Origin of the sequence: Streptomyces sp. NBC_00012, from assembly GCF_045040875.1 — a bacterium.
Taxonomy (GTDB): Bacteria; Actinomycetota; Actinomycetes; order Streptomycetales; family Streptomycetaceae; genus Streptomyces.
Window position 1 is genome coordinate 3,202,249 of the sequence record NZ_CP108309.1, and the last position, 14,364, is coordinate 3,216,612.

10 protein-coding genes are annotated in these 14,364 nt (G+C 69.3%); 4 read left to right on the plus strand and 6 right to left on the minus strand.

The window, feature by feature from the left end:
• Positions 1 to 27: 27 nt before the first annotated feature.
• The 5 genes from OHA19_RS14560 to OHA19_RS14580 form a co-directional block, all read right to left on the minus strand.
• Entirely contained in the window at positions 28 to 1,671 is a 1,644-nt protein-coding gene (locus OHA19_RS14560) for an ABC transporter substrate-binding protein (protein WP_405716366.1), read from the minus strand.
• A gap of 516 nt (positions 1,672 to 2,187) precedes the next feature.
• Positions 2,188 to 4,059 carry a translational GTPase TypA gene (typA, locus tag OHA19_RS14565; protein WP_361999544.1) on the minus strand — a complete coding sequence of 624 codons (1,872 nt, stop codon included), beginning with the start codon at positions 4,057 to 4,059 and terminating at the stop codon, positions 2,188 to 2,190.
• A 535-nt stretch (positions 4,060 to 4,594) separates the two neighbouring features.
• A complete protein-coding gene (locus tag OHA19_RS14570) occupies positions 4,595 to 7,132 on the minus strand; it encodes an ABC transporter substrate-binding protein (RefSeq protein ID WP_405750426.1) in 2,538 nt (845 codons plus the stop codon).
• Between the two features lie 299 nt (positions 7,133 to 7,431).
• Positions 7,432 to 7,989, minus strand: a complete 558-nt coding sequence (locus OHA19_RS14575) for an isochorismatase family protein (protein WP_405716364.1) — start codon at positions 7,987 to 7,989, stop codon at positions 7,432 to 7,434.
• Between the two features lie 113 nt (positions 7,990 to 8,102).
• Positions 8,103 to 8,582, minus strand: a complete 480-nt coding sequence (locus tag OHA19_RS14580; protein WP_405750428.1) for a MarR family winged helix-turn-helix transcriptional regulator — start codon at positions 8,580 to 8,582, stop codon at positions 8,103 to 8,105.
• A gap of 170 nt (positions 8,583 to 8,752) precedes the next feature.
• Here OHA19_RS14580 and OHA19_RS14585 point away from each other — a divergent pair, with 170 nt between their 5' ends.
• Entirely contained in the window at positions 8,753 to 9,805 is a 1,053-nt protein-coding gene (locus tag OHA19_RS14585) for a LacI family DNA-binding transcriptional regulator (RefSeq protein WP_405750431.1), read from the plus strand.
• 123 nt (positions 9,806 to 9,928) lie between these two features.
• Here OHA19_RS14585 and OHA19_RS14590 read toward each other — a convergent pair whose 3' ends face one another.
• On the minus strand, positions 9,929 to 10,918 hold the full coding sequence (locus OHA19_RS14590; protein WP_405716361.1) for an acetylxylan esterase: 990 nt from the start codon (positions 10,916 to 10,918) through the stop codon (positions 9,929 to 9,931).
• Positions 10,919 to 11,169: 251 nt separating this feature from the next.
• Here OHA19_RS14590 and OHA19_RS14595 point away from each other — a divergent pair, with 251 nt between their 5' ends.
• The 3 genes from OHA19_RS14595 to OHA19_RS14605 are packed head-to-tail and all read left to right on the plus strand — an operon-like array spanning position 11,170 to position 14,340.
• Positions 11,170 to 12,417: a sugar ABC transporter substrate-binding protein gene (locus tag OHA19_RS14595; RefSeq protein ID WP_405750434.1), complete on the plus strand. Its 1,248-nt coding sequence runs from the start codon at positions 11,170 to 11,172 to the stop codon at positions 12,415 to 12,417.
• Between the two features lie 25 nt (positions 12,418 to 12,442).
• Complete coding sequence (locus tag OHA19_RS14600) at positions 12,443 to 13,435, plus strand: carbohydrate ABC transporter permease (RefSeq protein WP_405716357.1); 993 nt, start codon at positions 12,443 to 12,445, stop codon at positions 13,433 to 13,435.
• Positions 13,432 to 14,340, plus strand: coding sequence for a carbohydrate ABC transporter permease (locus tag OHA19_RS14605; RefSeq protein WP_405716355.1), 909 nt, complete (start codon positions 13,432 to 13,434; stop codon positions 14,338 to 14,340). Before OHA19_RS14600 ends, OHA19_RS14605 begins: the two co-directional genes overlap by 4 nt.
• Positions 14,341 to 14,364 lie beyond the last annotated feature (24 nt).

Here is a 14,364-nt window from a genome sequence, read left to right on the forward strand (position 1 = left end):
GCGGAACCGGCCTTCGGATCCCGATGGTTACTTCTTGGCCTTCACCTGGACGTCGGTGAAGATCGGGTCACCGTCCTGGCCGTAAGGAATCTTGCCGAAGACGTTGACCGACTGGCCCGAGTTGTTCTTGTAGAACCACAGCGGGATGGCCGGCATGTCGTTCTTCAGGAGCTGCTCGGCGTCCTGGTAGAGCTTGACGGTCTCGTCGAGCGTCTTGGCCTTGTCGGCCTTGTCGGCGAGCTTGTCGAACTCCTTGTTGGAGTAGCCCGAGGTGTTACCGGCAGCGGTGGTGCCGTACAGGTCGCGCATGAAGTTCGAGTTGACCGGGTAGTCGAGCACCCAGCCACCGCGGTACATGGACTTGACCTGCTTGTTGTCGCGGGCGTTCAGGTCCGCCTGGAAGTCCGGCTTGGAGTCACCGACGCACTCGACACCGGTGGCCTTGCGGATGCTGTTGCAGACCGCGTCGACCCACGGCTTGTGGGACTGGTCGGCGTTGAACTGGATCGAGATCTTGTTGCCCGGAACGCCGCCGCCTTCCTTGATGAGCTTCTTCGCCTGGGCCGGGTCGAACTTCGTCACGTCGCCGAGGGCACCGGGCTTGTAGCCGAGCACGCCGCGGGCGACGAACGAGTCGGCCGGGGTACGGGTGCCGTGCAGCACGGTCTTGGTGATCGTGTCACGGTCGATGCCCATCGACAGGCCCTGGATGACCTTGGGGTCGATGTCCTTGAACTGCTTGGTGTAGAACGCCGGGACGATCGACTGCACCGCGGAGTACTCGGCGTCGATGGCGCGGTCGCCGAGGTCCTGCTTGTAGCTGGTCAGCGAGGTCGTCGGGACCTGCTCGATCCAGTCGAGGTTGTTCGACCGCAGGTCCGAGTAGGCGGCGTCGGCGGTGGTGTAGTTCTTGAAGTCGATGCCACCGTTCTTGGCCTTGTTCGGGCCCTGGTAACCGTCGAACTTCCGGACCTTGATCAGCTTCTTGTGGTCCCACGAGACGAACTTGTAGGGGCCGTTGCCGATCGGCTTCTGGCCGGCGGCGGCCGGGTCCTTGAAGAAGGACTCGGGCAGCGGCGCCCAGACGTCGTAGCCGAGCTTGTACGCGAAGTACGAGACCGAGCCCTTCAGCGAGATCGTGAAGGTGTTCTCGTCGACGATCTTCAGACCGGACATCTTGTCGGCCTTCGGCGCACCCTTCTCCGGGTGGACGTCGTCGTAGCCCTTGATGTCCTGGAACCAGCTGGAGTTGGTCTGGTTGTTCTTGACGTTGGCCGACCAGTTCCAGGAGTCCACGAAGGACTTGGAGGTGACCGTGGTGCCGTCGTGGAACTTCCAGCCCGGCTTGAGCTTGACGGTCCACACGGACGAGTCCGCGTTGGGCGTCACGGACTCGGCGTTCACGTTCACGAGCTTGCCGGTGCCGGGCTCGTAGTCGACCAGGCCGGAGAAGATCGTGCGCAGGACACGGCTGCCCTGGCTCTCCTTGGCGTTCGCCGGCTGGAGCGGGTTCTGCGGCTCGCTCAGCTGGGCGGTCAGGATCCCGTTCGGGTCCGCCTTGCCGGAGTTCATGCTCTTGTCGCTGCCGCTGTCGCTACCACCACAGGCGGTCGCGGCCAGGGCGATGATGGCCGCTCCCGCGACCCACTTGGCGCTCTTGGCACCACGCATGGGTTTCCTCCTCATGAGTCCACTTTTGACTACAAGAAGGGCACTGGAGTTGATACACCGACACCCCTGACGGTGATCGTTTCAGTGCCCCTAGTGTGCTCGTGAGTCGGCACTCCCCACAGTGCGTGACCCATTGACCCGAGCTCAATGGAGCCAACTATTAAGTACGACCGGGCTGTAAACCACACTTAAGGGGTCTCGTTTTGACAACATCAAGGAATCGCGATTGCCCGAAATCCGGACAAAGCGATCCCAGACAGACACGCTCGAAACGGACCGTTAACGCAGCTTTCGGAGAGCGACGATCGATATGCGGACGGATCGCCGAAGAAAACCACTGGACAACGGCGTAATGGGCCTGCCAAAAAGCACCCATCTACTTCCGGCCGGTTGCTGATGCACATGGATACGTCCGGACGCCTCGTCAGGCCATCGCACAACGGGGCCCGGCCCCCCGTCAACTGACGGAGGGCCGGGCCTCGTTGCACGTGCCGCCGCGCTCGGCGCGGCGTCGGATCAGCGCTTGGCGCGCGACGCGGCGCGGCCGCGCTCCTTCTGGTCGAGGACGACCTTGCGGATACGGACCGTCTCCGGGGTCACCTCGATGCACTCGTCCTCGCGGCAGAACTCCAGGGACTGCTCCAGCGAGAGCTTGCGGGCCGGCACCACGTTCTCCGTGGTGTCGGCGGAAGCCGCACGCATGTTGGTGAGCTTCTTCTCCTTGGTGATGTTCACGTCCATGTCATCGGCGCGGGAGTTCTCGCCGACGATCATGCCCTCGTAGACCTCGGTGCCGGCCTCGGTGAAGATGACACCGCGCTCCTGGAGGTTGACCATGGCGAACGGCGTCACGGAACCCGAGCGGTCGGCGACCAGCGAGCCGTTGTGCCGGGTGCGCAGCTCGCCGAACCACGGCTCGTGGCCCTCGAAGATGGAGTGCGCGATACCCGTACCGCGGGTCTGCGTCAGGAACTCCGTACGGAAGCCGATGAGGCCGCGGGACGGAACGATCCACTCCATGCGGACCCAGCCCGAACCGTGGTTCGTCATCGTCTCCATGCGGCCCTTGCGGGTCGCCATCAGCTGGGTGATCGCGCCGAGGTGCTCCTCGGGGGAGTCGATCGTCATGCGCTCGATCGGCTCGTGCGTCTTGCCGTCGATCTGCTTGGTGACGACCTCCGGCTTGCCGACCGTGAGCTCGAAGCCCTCACGGCGCATCTGCTCGACGAGGATGGCCAGCGCGAGCTCACCGCGGCCCTGGACCTCCCAGGCGTCGGGGCGCTCGGTGTCCAGGACGCGGAGCGAGACGTTACCGATCAGCTCGCGGTCCAGGCGGTCCTTCACCTGGCGGGCGGTGACCTTGTGGCCCTTGCCGCCCTTGCCGACCAGCGGCGAGGTGTTGGTACCGATGGTCATCGAGATGGCCGGCTCGTCGACCGTGATCAGCGGCAGCGCGATCGGGTTCTCGGGGTCGGCCAGGGTCTCGCCGATCATGATGTCCGGGATACCGGCGATGGCGCAGATGTCGCCCGGGCCCGCCTTCTCGGCCGGCTTGCGGGTGAGCGCCTCGGTCATCATCAGCTCGGTGATGCGGACGTTGGACATCGTGCCGTCACGCTTGATCCAGGCGACGGTCTGGCCCTTGCGCAGCTCGCCCTGCTCGACGCGGCAGAGCGCGATACGGCCGAGGAAGTTGTCGGCGTCCAGGTTGGTGACGTGGGCCTGGAGCGGGGCGGCCTCGTCGTACTCCGGGGCCGGGACGTGCGCCAGGATCGTGGAGAAGAACGGCTCCAGGTTGTCGCTGTCGGCCGGGACGGTGCCGTCCTCCGGCTTGGTCAGCGAGGCGACGCCGTCACGGGCGCAGGCGTAGACGATCGGGAACTCGATCTGGTCCTCGTCCGCGTCCAGGTCCAGGAAGAGGTCGTACGTCTCGTCGACGACCTCGGCGATCCGGGAGTCCGGGCGGTCGGTCTTGTTGATGCAGAGGATGACCGGCATCTTCGCGGAGAGCGCCTTGCGCAGCACGAAGCGGGTCTGCGGGAGCGGGCCCTCGGAGGCGTCGACCAGCAGCACGACCGCGTCGACCATCGACAGACCGCGCTCGACCTCGCCGCCGAAGTCGGCGTGGCCGGGGGTGTCGATGATGTTGATCGTGATCGGGTCCCCGCCGTCCTTGGGGTGATACTTCACCGCCGTGTTCTTGGCGAGGATCGTGATGCCCTTCTCACGCTCCAGGTCGTTCGAGTCCATCATGCGGTCGTCGAGGTGCTCGGCGGCGTGCGCGGCGAAGGCGCCGGCCTGCTTGAGCATGGCGTCGACCAGCGTGGTCTTGCCGTGGTCGACGTGGGCGACGATGGCTACGTTACGGATGTCGTGGCGCGTGGGCATGGGTGGCTTGCGCTTCTCTCGGATCGTGGGATCAGGCGTCTAAGTCGGTCTCAAGTCCTCGTACGCCCGCCGGGCGGACACGCCACGGCTCGTCCAATGGTACGGGGCTGGCGCCGCCGCGGCTTCCCGGGCAAGTTTTACCGGCCCCGGGACGGGCCTCCGCCCGCTCCGCCGGGCCGGCGTGGACGACGGACGCACCGAGCGGGAACGCGTGCGGATCCGGCGGCGAAGGCCCGCGTCCGCCTCGCGTTCGCGCCCCCGCGGCCGGTTCTTCCGGAGAATTTCACCGGCGTCATGACCAGGGTCCCGCGGGCGGAGACGACGGAGGCGGACACGGGACCTGCGGGGCTTCGGAGGTGGGGCTCCGAAGCGGAATCTCCGAGAGGCCGGAGCAGGGGCTCCGGGGTGGGGGTCTCAGAGGTGGGGGGATCGAGCGGCCACCCGGGTCAACGGGTAGCGACGACCTTGCCCGCCGGGCAAGCCGGCGGGCAAGGGATTTGAGCCAGTTCTGAGCTTCCGGTCCTCTTCTGACCTGCTACTTCTCCTTGCTCGCCGGGGCTCCGGCGGCCTGTGGCTTCTTGAAACCGATGTCCTGGTAGTGGGGCGCCCCGAAGCCGAAGGCGCCGACGTTCGCCAGCTTCCTGTTCGCCGCCACCAGCTGCGGGCGCTGGTAGAGCGGAATCGACGCGGCGGCGGCCCAGATCCGGGCGTCGGCCTGCTTCATCAGGTCCTGGGCGGTGCCTTCGTCCAGCTCCGAGGCCGCCCGGTCGAAGAGCTGGTCGATGTGGTCGGTCCCGACGCGGGTGTAGTTCTGCTCGACCAGCAGCGAGCCGTCGGTGGCGGGCACCGGCTTGGCGAAGATCGGGCGGTCGTCGGTGGCCGGGTAGGCGGTCGCGGGCCAGGAGTACAGGGCCAGGTCGTAGTCGCCGGAGGCGATGTGGTCCTTGAAGTAGCTCTCGTCGGGGACCTTGGTGATCTCCGTGCGGATGCCGACCGATTCGAGCATCGCCGAGATCTTGTCCCCGACACTGCGCAGCGGCTCCGACCCGGGACCGGACGGCAGGACGAAGCGCAGGGTCAGCGGTTTGCCGTCCTTGCCGAGCGGACCGCGGCGCCCGTCGGCCGCCGGGGCGGGGGCCGCGGTGCCCGCGGGGGCGTACGCACCGGCCGCGCCGCCCGGCCGCTTGTCCTGGGCGGCGGCCCTGGCGGGCGCGTCCTCGGACGCGCCCGACCCGGAGAGGTGGCCGGCCTGGCGCAGCAGCGCGGAGCTGTGGAACGCGGCGGCGGGGGCGGGGGCGAGTACGTGGGTGGTGCCGCCCGCCGGGTCGCCGTCGCCGGGCTTGTCGTCGTCGCCGACGATGTAGAGGCCGTCGTGGGCATCGGGTTCGGGCCGCTCCGCGCCGTCGCCGGTCTTGCCGTCCGTACTGCTCGCCTTCCCGGCAGCCGCGCCCGCGCCCTTCTTCTCCGCGTCCTTCTCGGCGGCCGCGCCCGCACCCTTCTTCTCCGCGTCCTTCTCGGCGGCCGCGCCCGCACCCTTCTTCTCCGCGTCCTTCTCGGCGGCCGCGCCCGCACCCTTCTTCTCCGCGTCCTTCTCGGCGGCCGCGCCCGCACCCTTCTTCTCCGCGTCCTTCTTGCCGGCCTCGCTGCCCGCCTTGGTGCCGTCCGACTTCTTGACCGCGCCCTCCGGCGTCCAGCCCGCGTCGGCCAGCAGCGCCTGCGCCTCCTCGGTGTCCTGGCCGCCCAGCGCGTCGCTGCTGTCCTTGTACGCCGGCTGCCCGGCCAGCGCCAGGTGGCTGCCGAGCGGCCGCGCGGGCAGGCCGAGCGGCTTGAGTACGGTGTCGACGAGTTCCTGGCGGTTCAGTGCGCGGGCCACCGCCCGGCGCACCCGGTCGTCGGCGAGCGGTCCTGACTCACCGTTCAGCGCCAGCTGGGTGTAGGCGGGCTCCAGCGACTTGCGCACCGCATAGGCGCGCAGCCCGGCCTGCTCGGTGGCGTACACCTGGGCGGCGGCCCGGTTCTTCTCCCTGGCGGTCCGCGCGGCGGCCGCTGCCTCGGCGTTCGAACCGTGCGCAACGGCCCAGGAGCGCAGTGCCGCGGCCGGGCCCTCCTGGGCGCCGGGCGCCTGTGCGCCGGGCCCTTGTGCGCCGGGCCCCTGGGCGAGCGGCTGCCCGCCGGCGCCCTTGCCGCCGGCCGCCTGGGCGATCCGGTGGGCCGCCGCCGCGTCGATGTCGGCCACGTCGACCTTGCCCGCGGCCAGGGCCTCGGTCCGGTTCTGCGGGGCGACGGCCCGGAAGACCAGTGAGTCGAGCTTGGCCCGGCCTCCCCACCAGTGCGGGTTGCGGACCAGCGTGACCTCGCCGGCCTTCTTGTCCACACCGCCCAGCCGGAACGGTCCCGCGGTGGCCTTGAGCGTGATCCGGGCTCCGTCGTTGAAGGCGTCCGGGGAACCGGTCACGTCCTTCGGGTAGAGCGGGGAGAACAACGAGCGCCAGTCCGCGTACGGCTTGGCGAAGGTGACCCGTACCTCCAGGTCGTCGGCGCCGCGCTCGATCTTCTCGATGCGGTCGTAGCCGGCATTGCGGGCGGTCCAGAACGCCGAGTCCTTGCCGCTCAGCGCCCGCCACTGCGCGACGAAATCGGAGGCCCCGATCTCCCGGCCGTCGCTCCACACCGCCTGCTGGCCGAGCCGGTAGAGCACCACCTGCCTGGGCTCGCTCTCGACCACCTTCGCGGACTTCAGATAGTCCGGGTTGAGCTGCGGCCTGCCCCTGGCGTCGAGTGGGAAGAGCGTCGGCAGCAGGGCGCCGGCGATCCGGGTGGTGGTGCTGTCGGCATCCGCCTGGAAGGCGTTGAGGGTGGTGGGCACGGCATCGATGGCCCAGTTGACCGTCCCGCCCTCCGCGACCATGTTCCGGGCGGCGACCGCGATGTCCTGGGGGGCCGTCGCACCACTCGCGTCACTGCCGTCGGAGCTGCAGCCGGCGAGCACCGGGAGCGTCAGCACGCCCGTCGTGAGGAGCGCGAGGGAGCGGCGCTTTCGGGCCGTCCCCCGCGGGACGCCGACGTGGGACATGGCTGATACCTCCGGGGCCGGCCCGACCCACCCGTCCGCGAGGGTGCGCCGGATTGTGCGTTTCTGGTGGCATATGCAGTTGATCACACCGATTTCGTCCACCCACTGAAAGCGCCCCCGCGCGAGCGGCGGCGCAGACACGGCGCGAGGGCCCCGAACCTCACCCGTGCGGCGCAACGCCCCGGTCGGCCGCCGCTCCGTACGGCAGCCGCCCGGCCCCGGGAGACTGAGACCCGGCCGCCCCGGGAAAGAAAGGACCGGCCGACCCCGGAAGACCGGGGACCGGCCGGCCGCGGTGATCAGCCGAGCAGCTTGATGATCGCCTCCGTCGTGTCCGTCTCACCCAGGCGCGGGAAGATCCTCTCCACGCTGTTGCGGTGGGTGTCGGCGTCCATGTCGGTGACCGCGTCCGTGGCGATCGTGACGTGGTAGCCGTACTCGTGCGCCGAGCGGGCGGTGGACTCGACGCCGATGCCGGTCGCGATGCCGGTGAGGACGAGCTGGGTGACGCCGGCGCGGCGCAGCCGGAGGTCGAGGTCGGTGCCGTGGAAGGCGCCCCAGGTGCGCTTGGTGACCACGATGTCGCCCTCGCGCGGGCCGAGCTCGGGCACGATATCCGCCCAGTCGGCGGCCGGCCGGCCGCCGGACCCCGCGGATGCCTCGTTGCGGCCGGGGGCGCCGTCGACGACATGGACCAGGACGACCGGGAGGCCCTTGGCGCGGAAGGCATCGGCGAGGGCGACGGAGTTGGCGACGACGCCTGCGGCGGGGTGGGGGGCGGTCTCCCGGGAGACGATGCCCTTCTGGAGGTCGATGACGACCAGGGCGGTCCTCGGGTCCAGGGTGGTGGCGGTCATGGTGGTGCTCCTGTGCGATGGCGGGAACGGTGGGAATGCGCGGTGGATACGGGGCCGGGACGGGGCGGCCCACGGGTGCGGGCGGCTGCCCGGCGCGCCGGGAGCCGGTGGCCTCACTTCCCGGTCAGCCGGTCGATCAGCTCGGTGGCCTCGGCCACGGTGCGCCGCTCGGCCCCGTCGAGCCCGGCCGCGATGGCCTCGGCGAGCCAGTCGTGCTTGGCGGCCCGGACCTCGGCGAGCGAAGCGGCCCCGGCCTCCGTGAGCGACATCACCGCCTTGCGGCCGTCGGCCGGATCCGGTGCGCGCGCCACGAGCCCCTGGCTCTCCAGCGCACCGAGGGTCAGCCGCATGGACTGCGGACGCACGTACTCCGCGCGGGCCAGCGCGGCCGTGGTGGCCGGCCCCTCGCGGTCCAGGCGGGCGAGCACCGAGCGCTGCGTCGGTGTGAGCAGGCCGCCCGATGACGTGCTGCGCAGCCGCCGCAGCAACCGGCCGACCACGGCGGTGAGCTGTGTCGCAAGCTGCTCGGCATCCGGCTCGACGAACGGGGCCGCGCGACGCCCGGCGGGGGTGGTTCCAGTCGGTTCCGGCATGCCCCCAACGTAAAAGGTGCACAGAGCAACTTGCAAGGTTACCTGTCTTCTTTCGAGCGGTCTTGCCCGTCACGCGGCCCGCGATCTAGGGTGAATGCGCTTTCAGAAGAGGGTCGGTACATGCAACAGCAGGTGCTTCGGTACGGAACAAGAAGCGGACGGTCGGTCGAGTGAGCGCCCCCACGGTGTACGACGTCGCCGAGCGGTCGGGCGTCTCCATTGCCACGGTCTCGCGGGTCTACCGCACCCCCGATTCGGTACGCGCCCAGACCCGTGAGCGGGTCCTCGAAGCCGCCCGCCAGCTCGGTTACGTACCCAGCGGGAATGCCCGCGGCCTGGCCAGCCGGACCACCGGCGTACTGGGTCTCTGCTTCCCCGATATGGCCGATCCCGACGCCGAGGCCGACGCGGAGGCCGACAGCGACGCCGACGACGCGGTGATGCTCTACTCCGACCAGATCATCCGCGGCATGGAGCGGGCGGCGCGCCGGCACGGCTACGCGCTGCTGATCGCCGCCTCGCTGGAGGGCGGACCGGAGAGCGTCGCGAAGGTCGCGGGACGGGTCGACGGCTTCGCCGTACTGGCGCGGACCGTGCCGACCGAGGACCTCGAAGTGATATCGCGCCGGCTGCCGGTGGTGATGCTCGCCGGGCCCCGCGAGATCGACCACCTCGACCACATCGTCGTCGCCAACGCCGACGGCGAGCGCGAACTGGCCCGCCACCTGATCGGGGACCACGGGCTGCGCAGGCTCGCCTTCGTCGGCGGCGAGGCCGAGTCGCCGGACGCCGAGGCGCGGTTCCTCGGTTTCCGGCAGGCGTGCCGCGACGCCGGACTGCCGGTGCCGGACGCGCCCGATCTGCGGGCCGAGATGATGACGCAGGCCGAGGGCGCACGGGCGGCGGAAGCGCTGCTCGACCGGCCCGGCGAACGGCCGCAGGGGGTGCTCTTCGCCAACGACCAGATGGCGGTGGGCGCGCTGCGGGCGCTGGAGCGGCGCGGGGTGCGGGTGCCCGAGGACATCGCGGTGACCGGCTTCGACGGGATTCCGCTGAGCCGGATCGTCCGGCCGCCGCTGACGACCGTACGCCAGCCGATCCGCCAACTCGGCGAGCAGGCAGTCGAGTTGCTGGTCCAGCGGCTGGGCAACAGCGGCAGCGAGCCGGTGTCGCTGATGCTCCCGGTGTCCCTGATCCGCCGCGCCAGCTGCGGCTGCGGCTGACGGGATCGGCCGGCCGGGCGGCCCCGTACCACCGCCCGGCGCCACTCCCCCGCGCCACCACCCCGCCACACCACCGCCCGGCCGCCTCCCGAAGGCGTCACCGCACCGCCTCGCGGCCCGGCGTCACCGCCCCAGCCGCGCTCCGAAGAACCGTCGCCGGGCCGCCTGGAGCTCCGCCACCTCGGCCGCCGTTCCCTCGTACTCGAAGTGCCCCGCGTCCAGCACGTGCAGCTCGTGCTCACCGGCCAGCGCGTTGTGCACGGCGAACTGCCCCGGCGGCGGCACCGAGGGGTCGAAGAGCGCCGCGGCCACCAGGGTGGGCGTCTCCAGCCGCGTCGCGGCCGTGGCGGCGTCGAAGTACGGCAGCACCTCGGTGACCTCGGGGTGGCCTTGGTGGTGGGCCCGCACCGACTCGCCGCTGCCGATGCACTGCAGGGTGAGCCGCAAGGGATGGTTGCCGAAGGTCGGCACCGTCAGCTGCGCGGCCCCGAACCGGTCGTCCCAGGGCAGCGCGAGTGCGCCCAGCCCGCCGCCGAAGCTCTCCCCGAGGTAGCCCAGCCCGGGGCCGCCCTCCCCCGGCGCCAGTTCCGGCACCAGCTCGTGCAGCGCCGACGCCGCGCACCACAGGTCCGCCACGCAGTCGCCGATGACATACGTGTCGCGCGACTCGATGCCGTGCAGCACATGCGCGGCGGACACGTCCGGGATGCCCGGGTGCAGTCCGCGCGACTTCATGCCCCGTACGCACGGCAGGATCGCCGCGGCCCGGGGCAGCGGCAGCGGCACGTCGGGGCCCGGCTGCTCGCGGCCGCCGTAGCCGTGCCCGATGACGAATCCGTACTCCGCAGCTCCCTCGACGGGCAGCGCCACCCAGCCGCCGAGCCGCACCCCGCCCACCGAGGTGAAGGTCACACCGTGGATCCGCACCCCGTCGCGCTCCTCCTCCGGCGGGCCGAGCTCCGGCTCCGTGGCGACCTTGCGGGCCTCCCGGTGGCGGTCCCGCCAGAAGGCGTCGAAATCGTCCGGAGCGGCGGGAGCCGGGACGCTCAGCAGGTCCTGGAGCGTATAGCCGTACGCGGGATCGAAGGGGAAGTCATGTTCGAACGAAGCCATGAGCACGACCGTAACGGTCCCGGCCCCGGCGGCACAGTCCTTGATCATCGGTGGACGGCCAGCGAAATCGGTCACATCATCCCCAATTTCACAATTGGCATACTTACCGTGCAAGTTGAACATTCAGATGTCCAGCACGTTGCACGAGTGTGACCTAGCACCCTCTTGCGGATTCCCGAATGTCTGCCGCAGAGTGATGTATGCGCTTACAGGCAGCGCATACATCAGGATTGCTCAAGGAGGAGCCCTCCATGCCCCGCACCGCCAGAAACGCCTCGATCGGTATCGCTGTCGCCGCCGCGCTCACGCTCGGCCTGACCGCTTGCGGCAGCTCCGGCGACGACGTCGCCGCGGACAAGAAGCAGACGCTCACCGTCTGGGCCATGGGGGCCGAGGGCGAGAAGCTCGCGGATGTGGCCAAGGTCTACGAGAAGGCCAACCCGAACATCACCGTCAAGGTGACCCCGGTCGGCTGGGACGTCGCCCACCAGAAGCTGGTCTCCGCGGCCGCCGCCGGCACCCTGCCGGACGTGGCGCAAATGGGCGGCAGCTACATGGGCGAGTTCGCCGAGCTCGGTGTGCTGGAGCCGGTCGACACCAAGACCTTCGACGAGAAGGACTTCTTCCAGTCCGGCTGGAAGCAGGGCGAGGTGGACGGCCAGGCCTACGGCGTGCCGTGGTACGTCGACACCCGCGTCCTGTACTACCGCACCGACCTGGCCGAGAAGGCCGGCGTCACCAAGGCTCCGACCGACTGGAAGGAGATGCAGGACCTCGCCTCGGCCTACCAGAAGAAGGCCGAAACCAAGTGGGGCCTGTCCATCCAGCCCAGCGGCCTGGACACAGTGCAGAACTTCTACTCCTTCCTGTACTCGGCCGGCGGCGAGATCGTCAACGACAAGGGCGAGGCCGTCATCGACAGCCCCGAGGCCGTCAAGGCGCTCAAGGAGTACGGCTCGTACTTCGACAAGGGGCTCTCCAACAAGTCCGTGCAGCCCGGCTACGACGTGGTGAAGGACTTCGGCAACGGCCGCGTCCCGATGTTCTTCGGCGGTCCCTGGCACGTCACCCTGCTGAACGAGGGCCAGCCGCAGATCAAGGGCAAGTGGGCCGTGGCCAACGTGCCCGCCGACAAGGCCTCCGCCTCCATGGCCGGCGGTTCCTCCCTGGTGATCTCCAAGGACAGCGAGCACAAGGCCGCCGCCACCGAGTTCATCAAGTACCTGACGGACACCAAGGGCCAGGCCGACTGGTACGAGCGCACCAAGGACCTGCCGGCCAACACCGCCGCCTGGACCTCCGGCGACCTCGCCGACGACACCAACCTCCAGGTGTTCAAGAAGCAGATGGACACCGCCAAGGCATCCCCGTCGCTGTCCAACTGGACGGAGATCACCGACAAGGTCGACCAGGCCATCGCCAAGGTCACCCAGGGCAAGGCGTCCGCCGAGGACGCGCTCAAGACGGCCCAGTCCCAAATCGAAGGCCTTCTGAAGTAGTCGAAGGCCGGATGAAGTAGGAGTCATGCGCACCATGACCGCAAAGGCCGCGGAGTCGGCCAAGGCGCAGGCCGGGCCGGGGGCCTCCGGGTCCCCGGCCACCGGGCCCGCGGGTCGCCGGGGCGGCAAGAAGGCCTCGATGGGCGTGCAGAACGTGGCCGGCTGGCTGTTCTCCACCCCCTTCCTCGTCCTCTTCCTCGTCTTCATGGCGTTCCCGATCGTCGCCACGCTGGTGATGAGCTTCACCGACTTCGGGCTGCGCAACGTGACGCACCCGCTGGACGCGAACTTCATCGGCTTCGAGAACTACGTCAAGCTGTTCAGCGACGAGAAGTTCCTCAAGTCGCTTTTCAACACGGCGTACTTCGTGGTGATCGGCGTCCCGCTGACGATCGGCCTCGGTCTGGTCGTCGCCGTACTGCTGAACAACGGCATCGACCGGGCGCGGACCTTCTTTCGCGTCGGCTTCTACGCCCCGGTGGTCACGACCATCGTCGCGGTTGCCGTGGTCTGGCGGTTCGTGCTCGACCCGAGCGACGGGCTCATCGCGGGGCTCTTCTCCGAAGTGGGGCTCACCTCGCCCGACTTCCTGGGCTCCGAGAAGCTCGCCATGCCGTCGATGATCGCGATGGCGGTCTGGCGCAACCTCGGCACGGTCATGGTGCTCTTCATCGCCGGTCTGCAGGCCATCCCCACCGAGGTGCGGGAGGCCGCGCGGCTGGACGGCGCCGGTGTCTGGCAGGAGTTCAAGGGCATCACCGTGCCACTGCTGCGGCCCACGCTGCTCTACGCCACGGTGATCACGACCATCGGTTATCTCAACGTCTTCGAGGAGCCGTTCGTGATGACCCAGGGCGGTCCCTCGGACTCCACGCTCACCGTCTCGCTGAACATGTACCGCGAGGGCTTCAACTTCTTCCACATGGGCTATGCGAGCGCCATGGCGTATGTCCTCTTCGTGGTGATCATGGGCATCACGGTGCTCCAGCTCCGACTGCTGAAGGACAACACGAAATGAGCGCCACCAGTGCACCGGGCGCCGTCTCGACGGCGCCGTCGAAGAAGCCCGGCGACACGCCGCCGTCCGCACCGAAGAAGACCCGCAACCCGAAGCGCGTCCTGGTCTACGTCCTGCTGTCGGCCGGCCTGCTGATCATGTCGGCGCCGTTCCTGTGGATGGCCCTCTCGGCCTTCAAGACACAACAGGAACTGACGGCCAGCCCGCCCGTGTGGATCCCGACCGAGTGGACCCTGGAGAACTTCCGGGAGCTGCTCGACAAGCTCGATCTGCCGCTGTACTTCATGAACTCGGTGATCGTGGCGGTGCTGGTCACCGTCTCGAACCTGGTGTTCTGCTCGATGCTCGGGTACGCACTGGCCAAGCTGAACTTCGCCGGCCGCAACAAGATCTTCGGCCTGGTCCTCGGCGCCCTGATGGTGCCGGGCAACCTGATGCTGCTGCCGCTGTTCGTGCTGATGAGCAAGCTGCACCTGATCGACTCGTACGCCGGTCTGGTGCTGCCGTTCGCCGCCGGAGCCTTCGGAGTCTTCCTGATGCGGCAGTTCATGCAGTCGATCCCGGACGAGCTGCTGGAAGCGGCCCGGATGGACGGCGCCGGTGAGTGGTACATCTTCTGGCGGATCGTGATGCCGCTGGTGAAGCCCGCTCTGGCGACGCTCTCGATCTTCACCTTCCTGGGTTCCTGGAACAACTTCGTCTGGCCGCTCATCGCGACCAACGACCCCGACAAGTACACCCTGCCGGTCGCCCTGGCCACCTTCGCCACCGACCCCAACAAGGCGGGCGGCTCCAACGGCATGCTGATGGCCGGCTCCCTGCTGGTCGTCCTGCCCGTCCTGATCCTGTTCATCGCGCTCCAACGGCACTTCACCCAGGGCATCGCCACGGCCGGCATGAAGTAGCCCGCCCGGCAGCCCCACCGAAAC

Excerpts from the sequence above, each read along its gene's own strand:
- OHA19_RS14575 (WP_405716364.1), bottom strand. The coding sequence starts at position 7,989 with ATGACCGCCACCACCCTGGACCCGAGGACCGCCCTGGTCGTCATCGAC.
- OHA19_RS14560 (WP_405716366.1), bottom strand. The coding sequence starts at position 1,671 with ATGCGTGGTGCCAAGAGCGCCAAGTGGGTCGCGGGAGCGGCCATCATC.
- OHA19_RS14590 (WP_405716361.1), bottom strand. The coding sequence starts at position 10,918 with ATGGCTTCGTTCGAACATGACTTCCCCTTCGATCCCGCGTACGGCTAT.
- OHA19_RS14570 (WP_405750426.1), bottom strand. The coding sequence starts at position 7,132 with ATGTCCCACGTCGGCGTCCCGCGGGGGACGGCCCGAAAGCGCCGCTCC.
- OHA19_RS14580 (WP_405750428.1), bottom strand. The coding sequence starts at position 8,582 with ATGCCGGAACCGACTGGAACCACCCCCGCCGGGCGTCGCGCGGCCCCG.
- OHA19_RS14600 (WP_405716357.1), top strand. The coding sequence starts at position 12,443 with ATGCGCACCATGACCGCAAAGGCCGCGGAGTCGGCCAAGGCGCAGGCC.
- OHA19_RS14595 (WP_405750434.1), top strand. The coding sequence starts at position 11,170 with ATGCCCCGCACCGCCAGAAACGCCTCGATCGGTATCGCTGTCGCCGCC.
- OHA19_RS14605 (WP_405716355.1), top strand. The coding sequence starts at position 13,432 with ATGAGCGCCACCAGTGCACCGGGCGCCGTCTCGACGGCGCCGTCGAAG.
- typA (WP_361999544.1), bottom strand. The coding sequence starts at position 4,059 with ATGCCCACGCGCCACGACATCCGTAACGTAGCCATCGTCGCCCACGTC.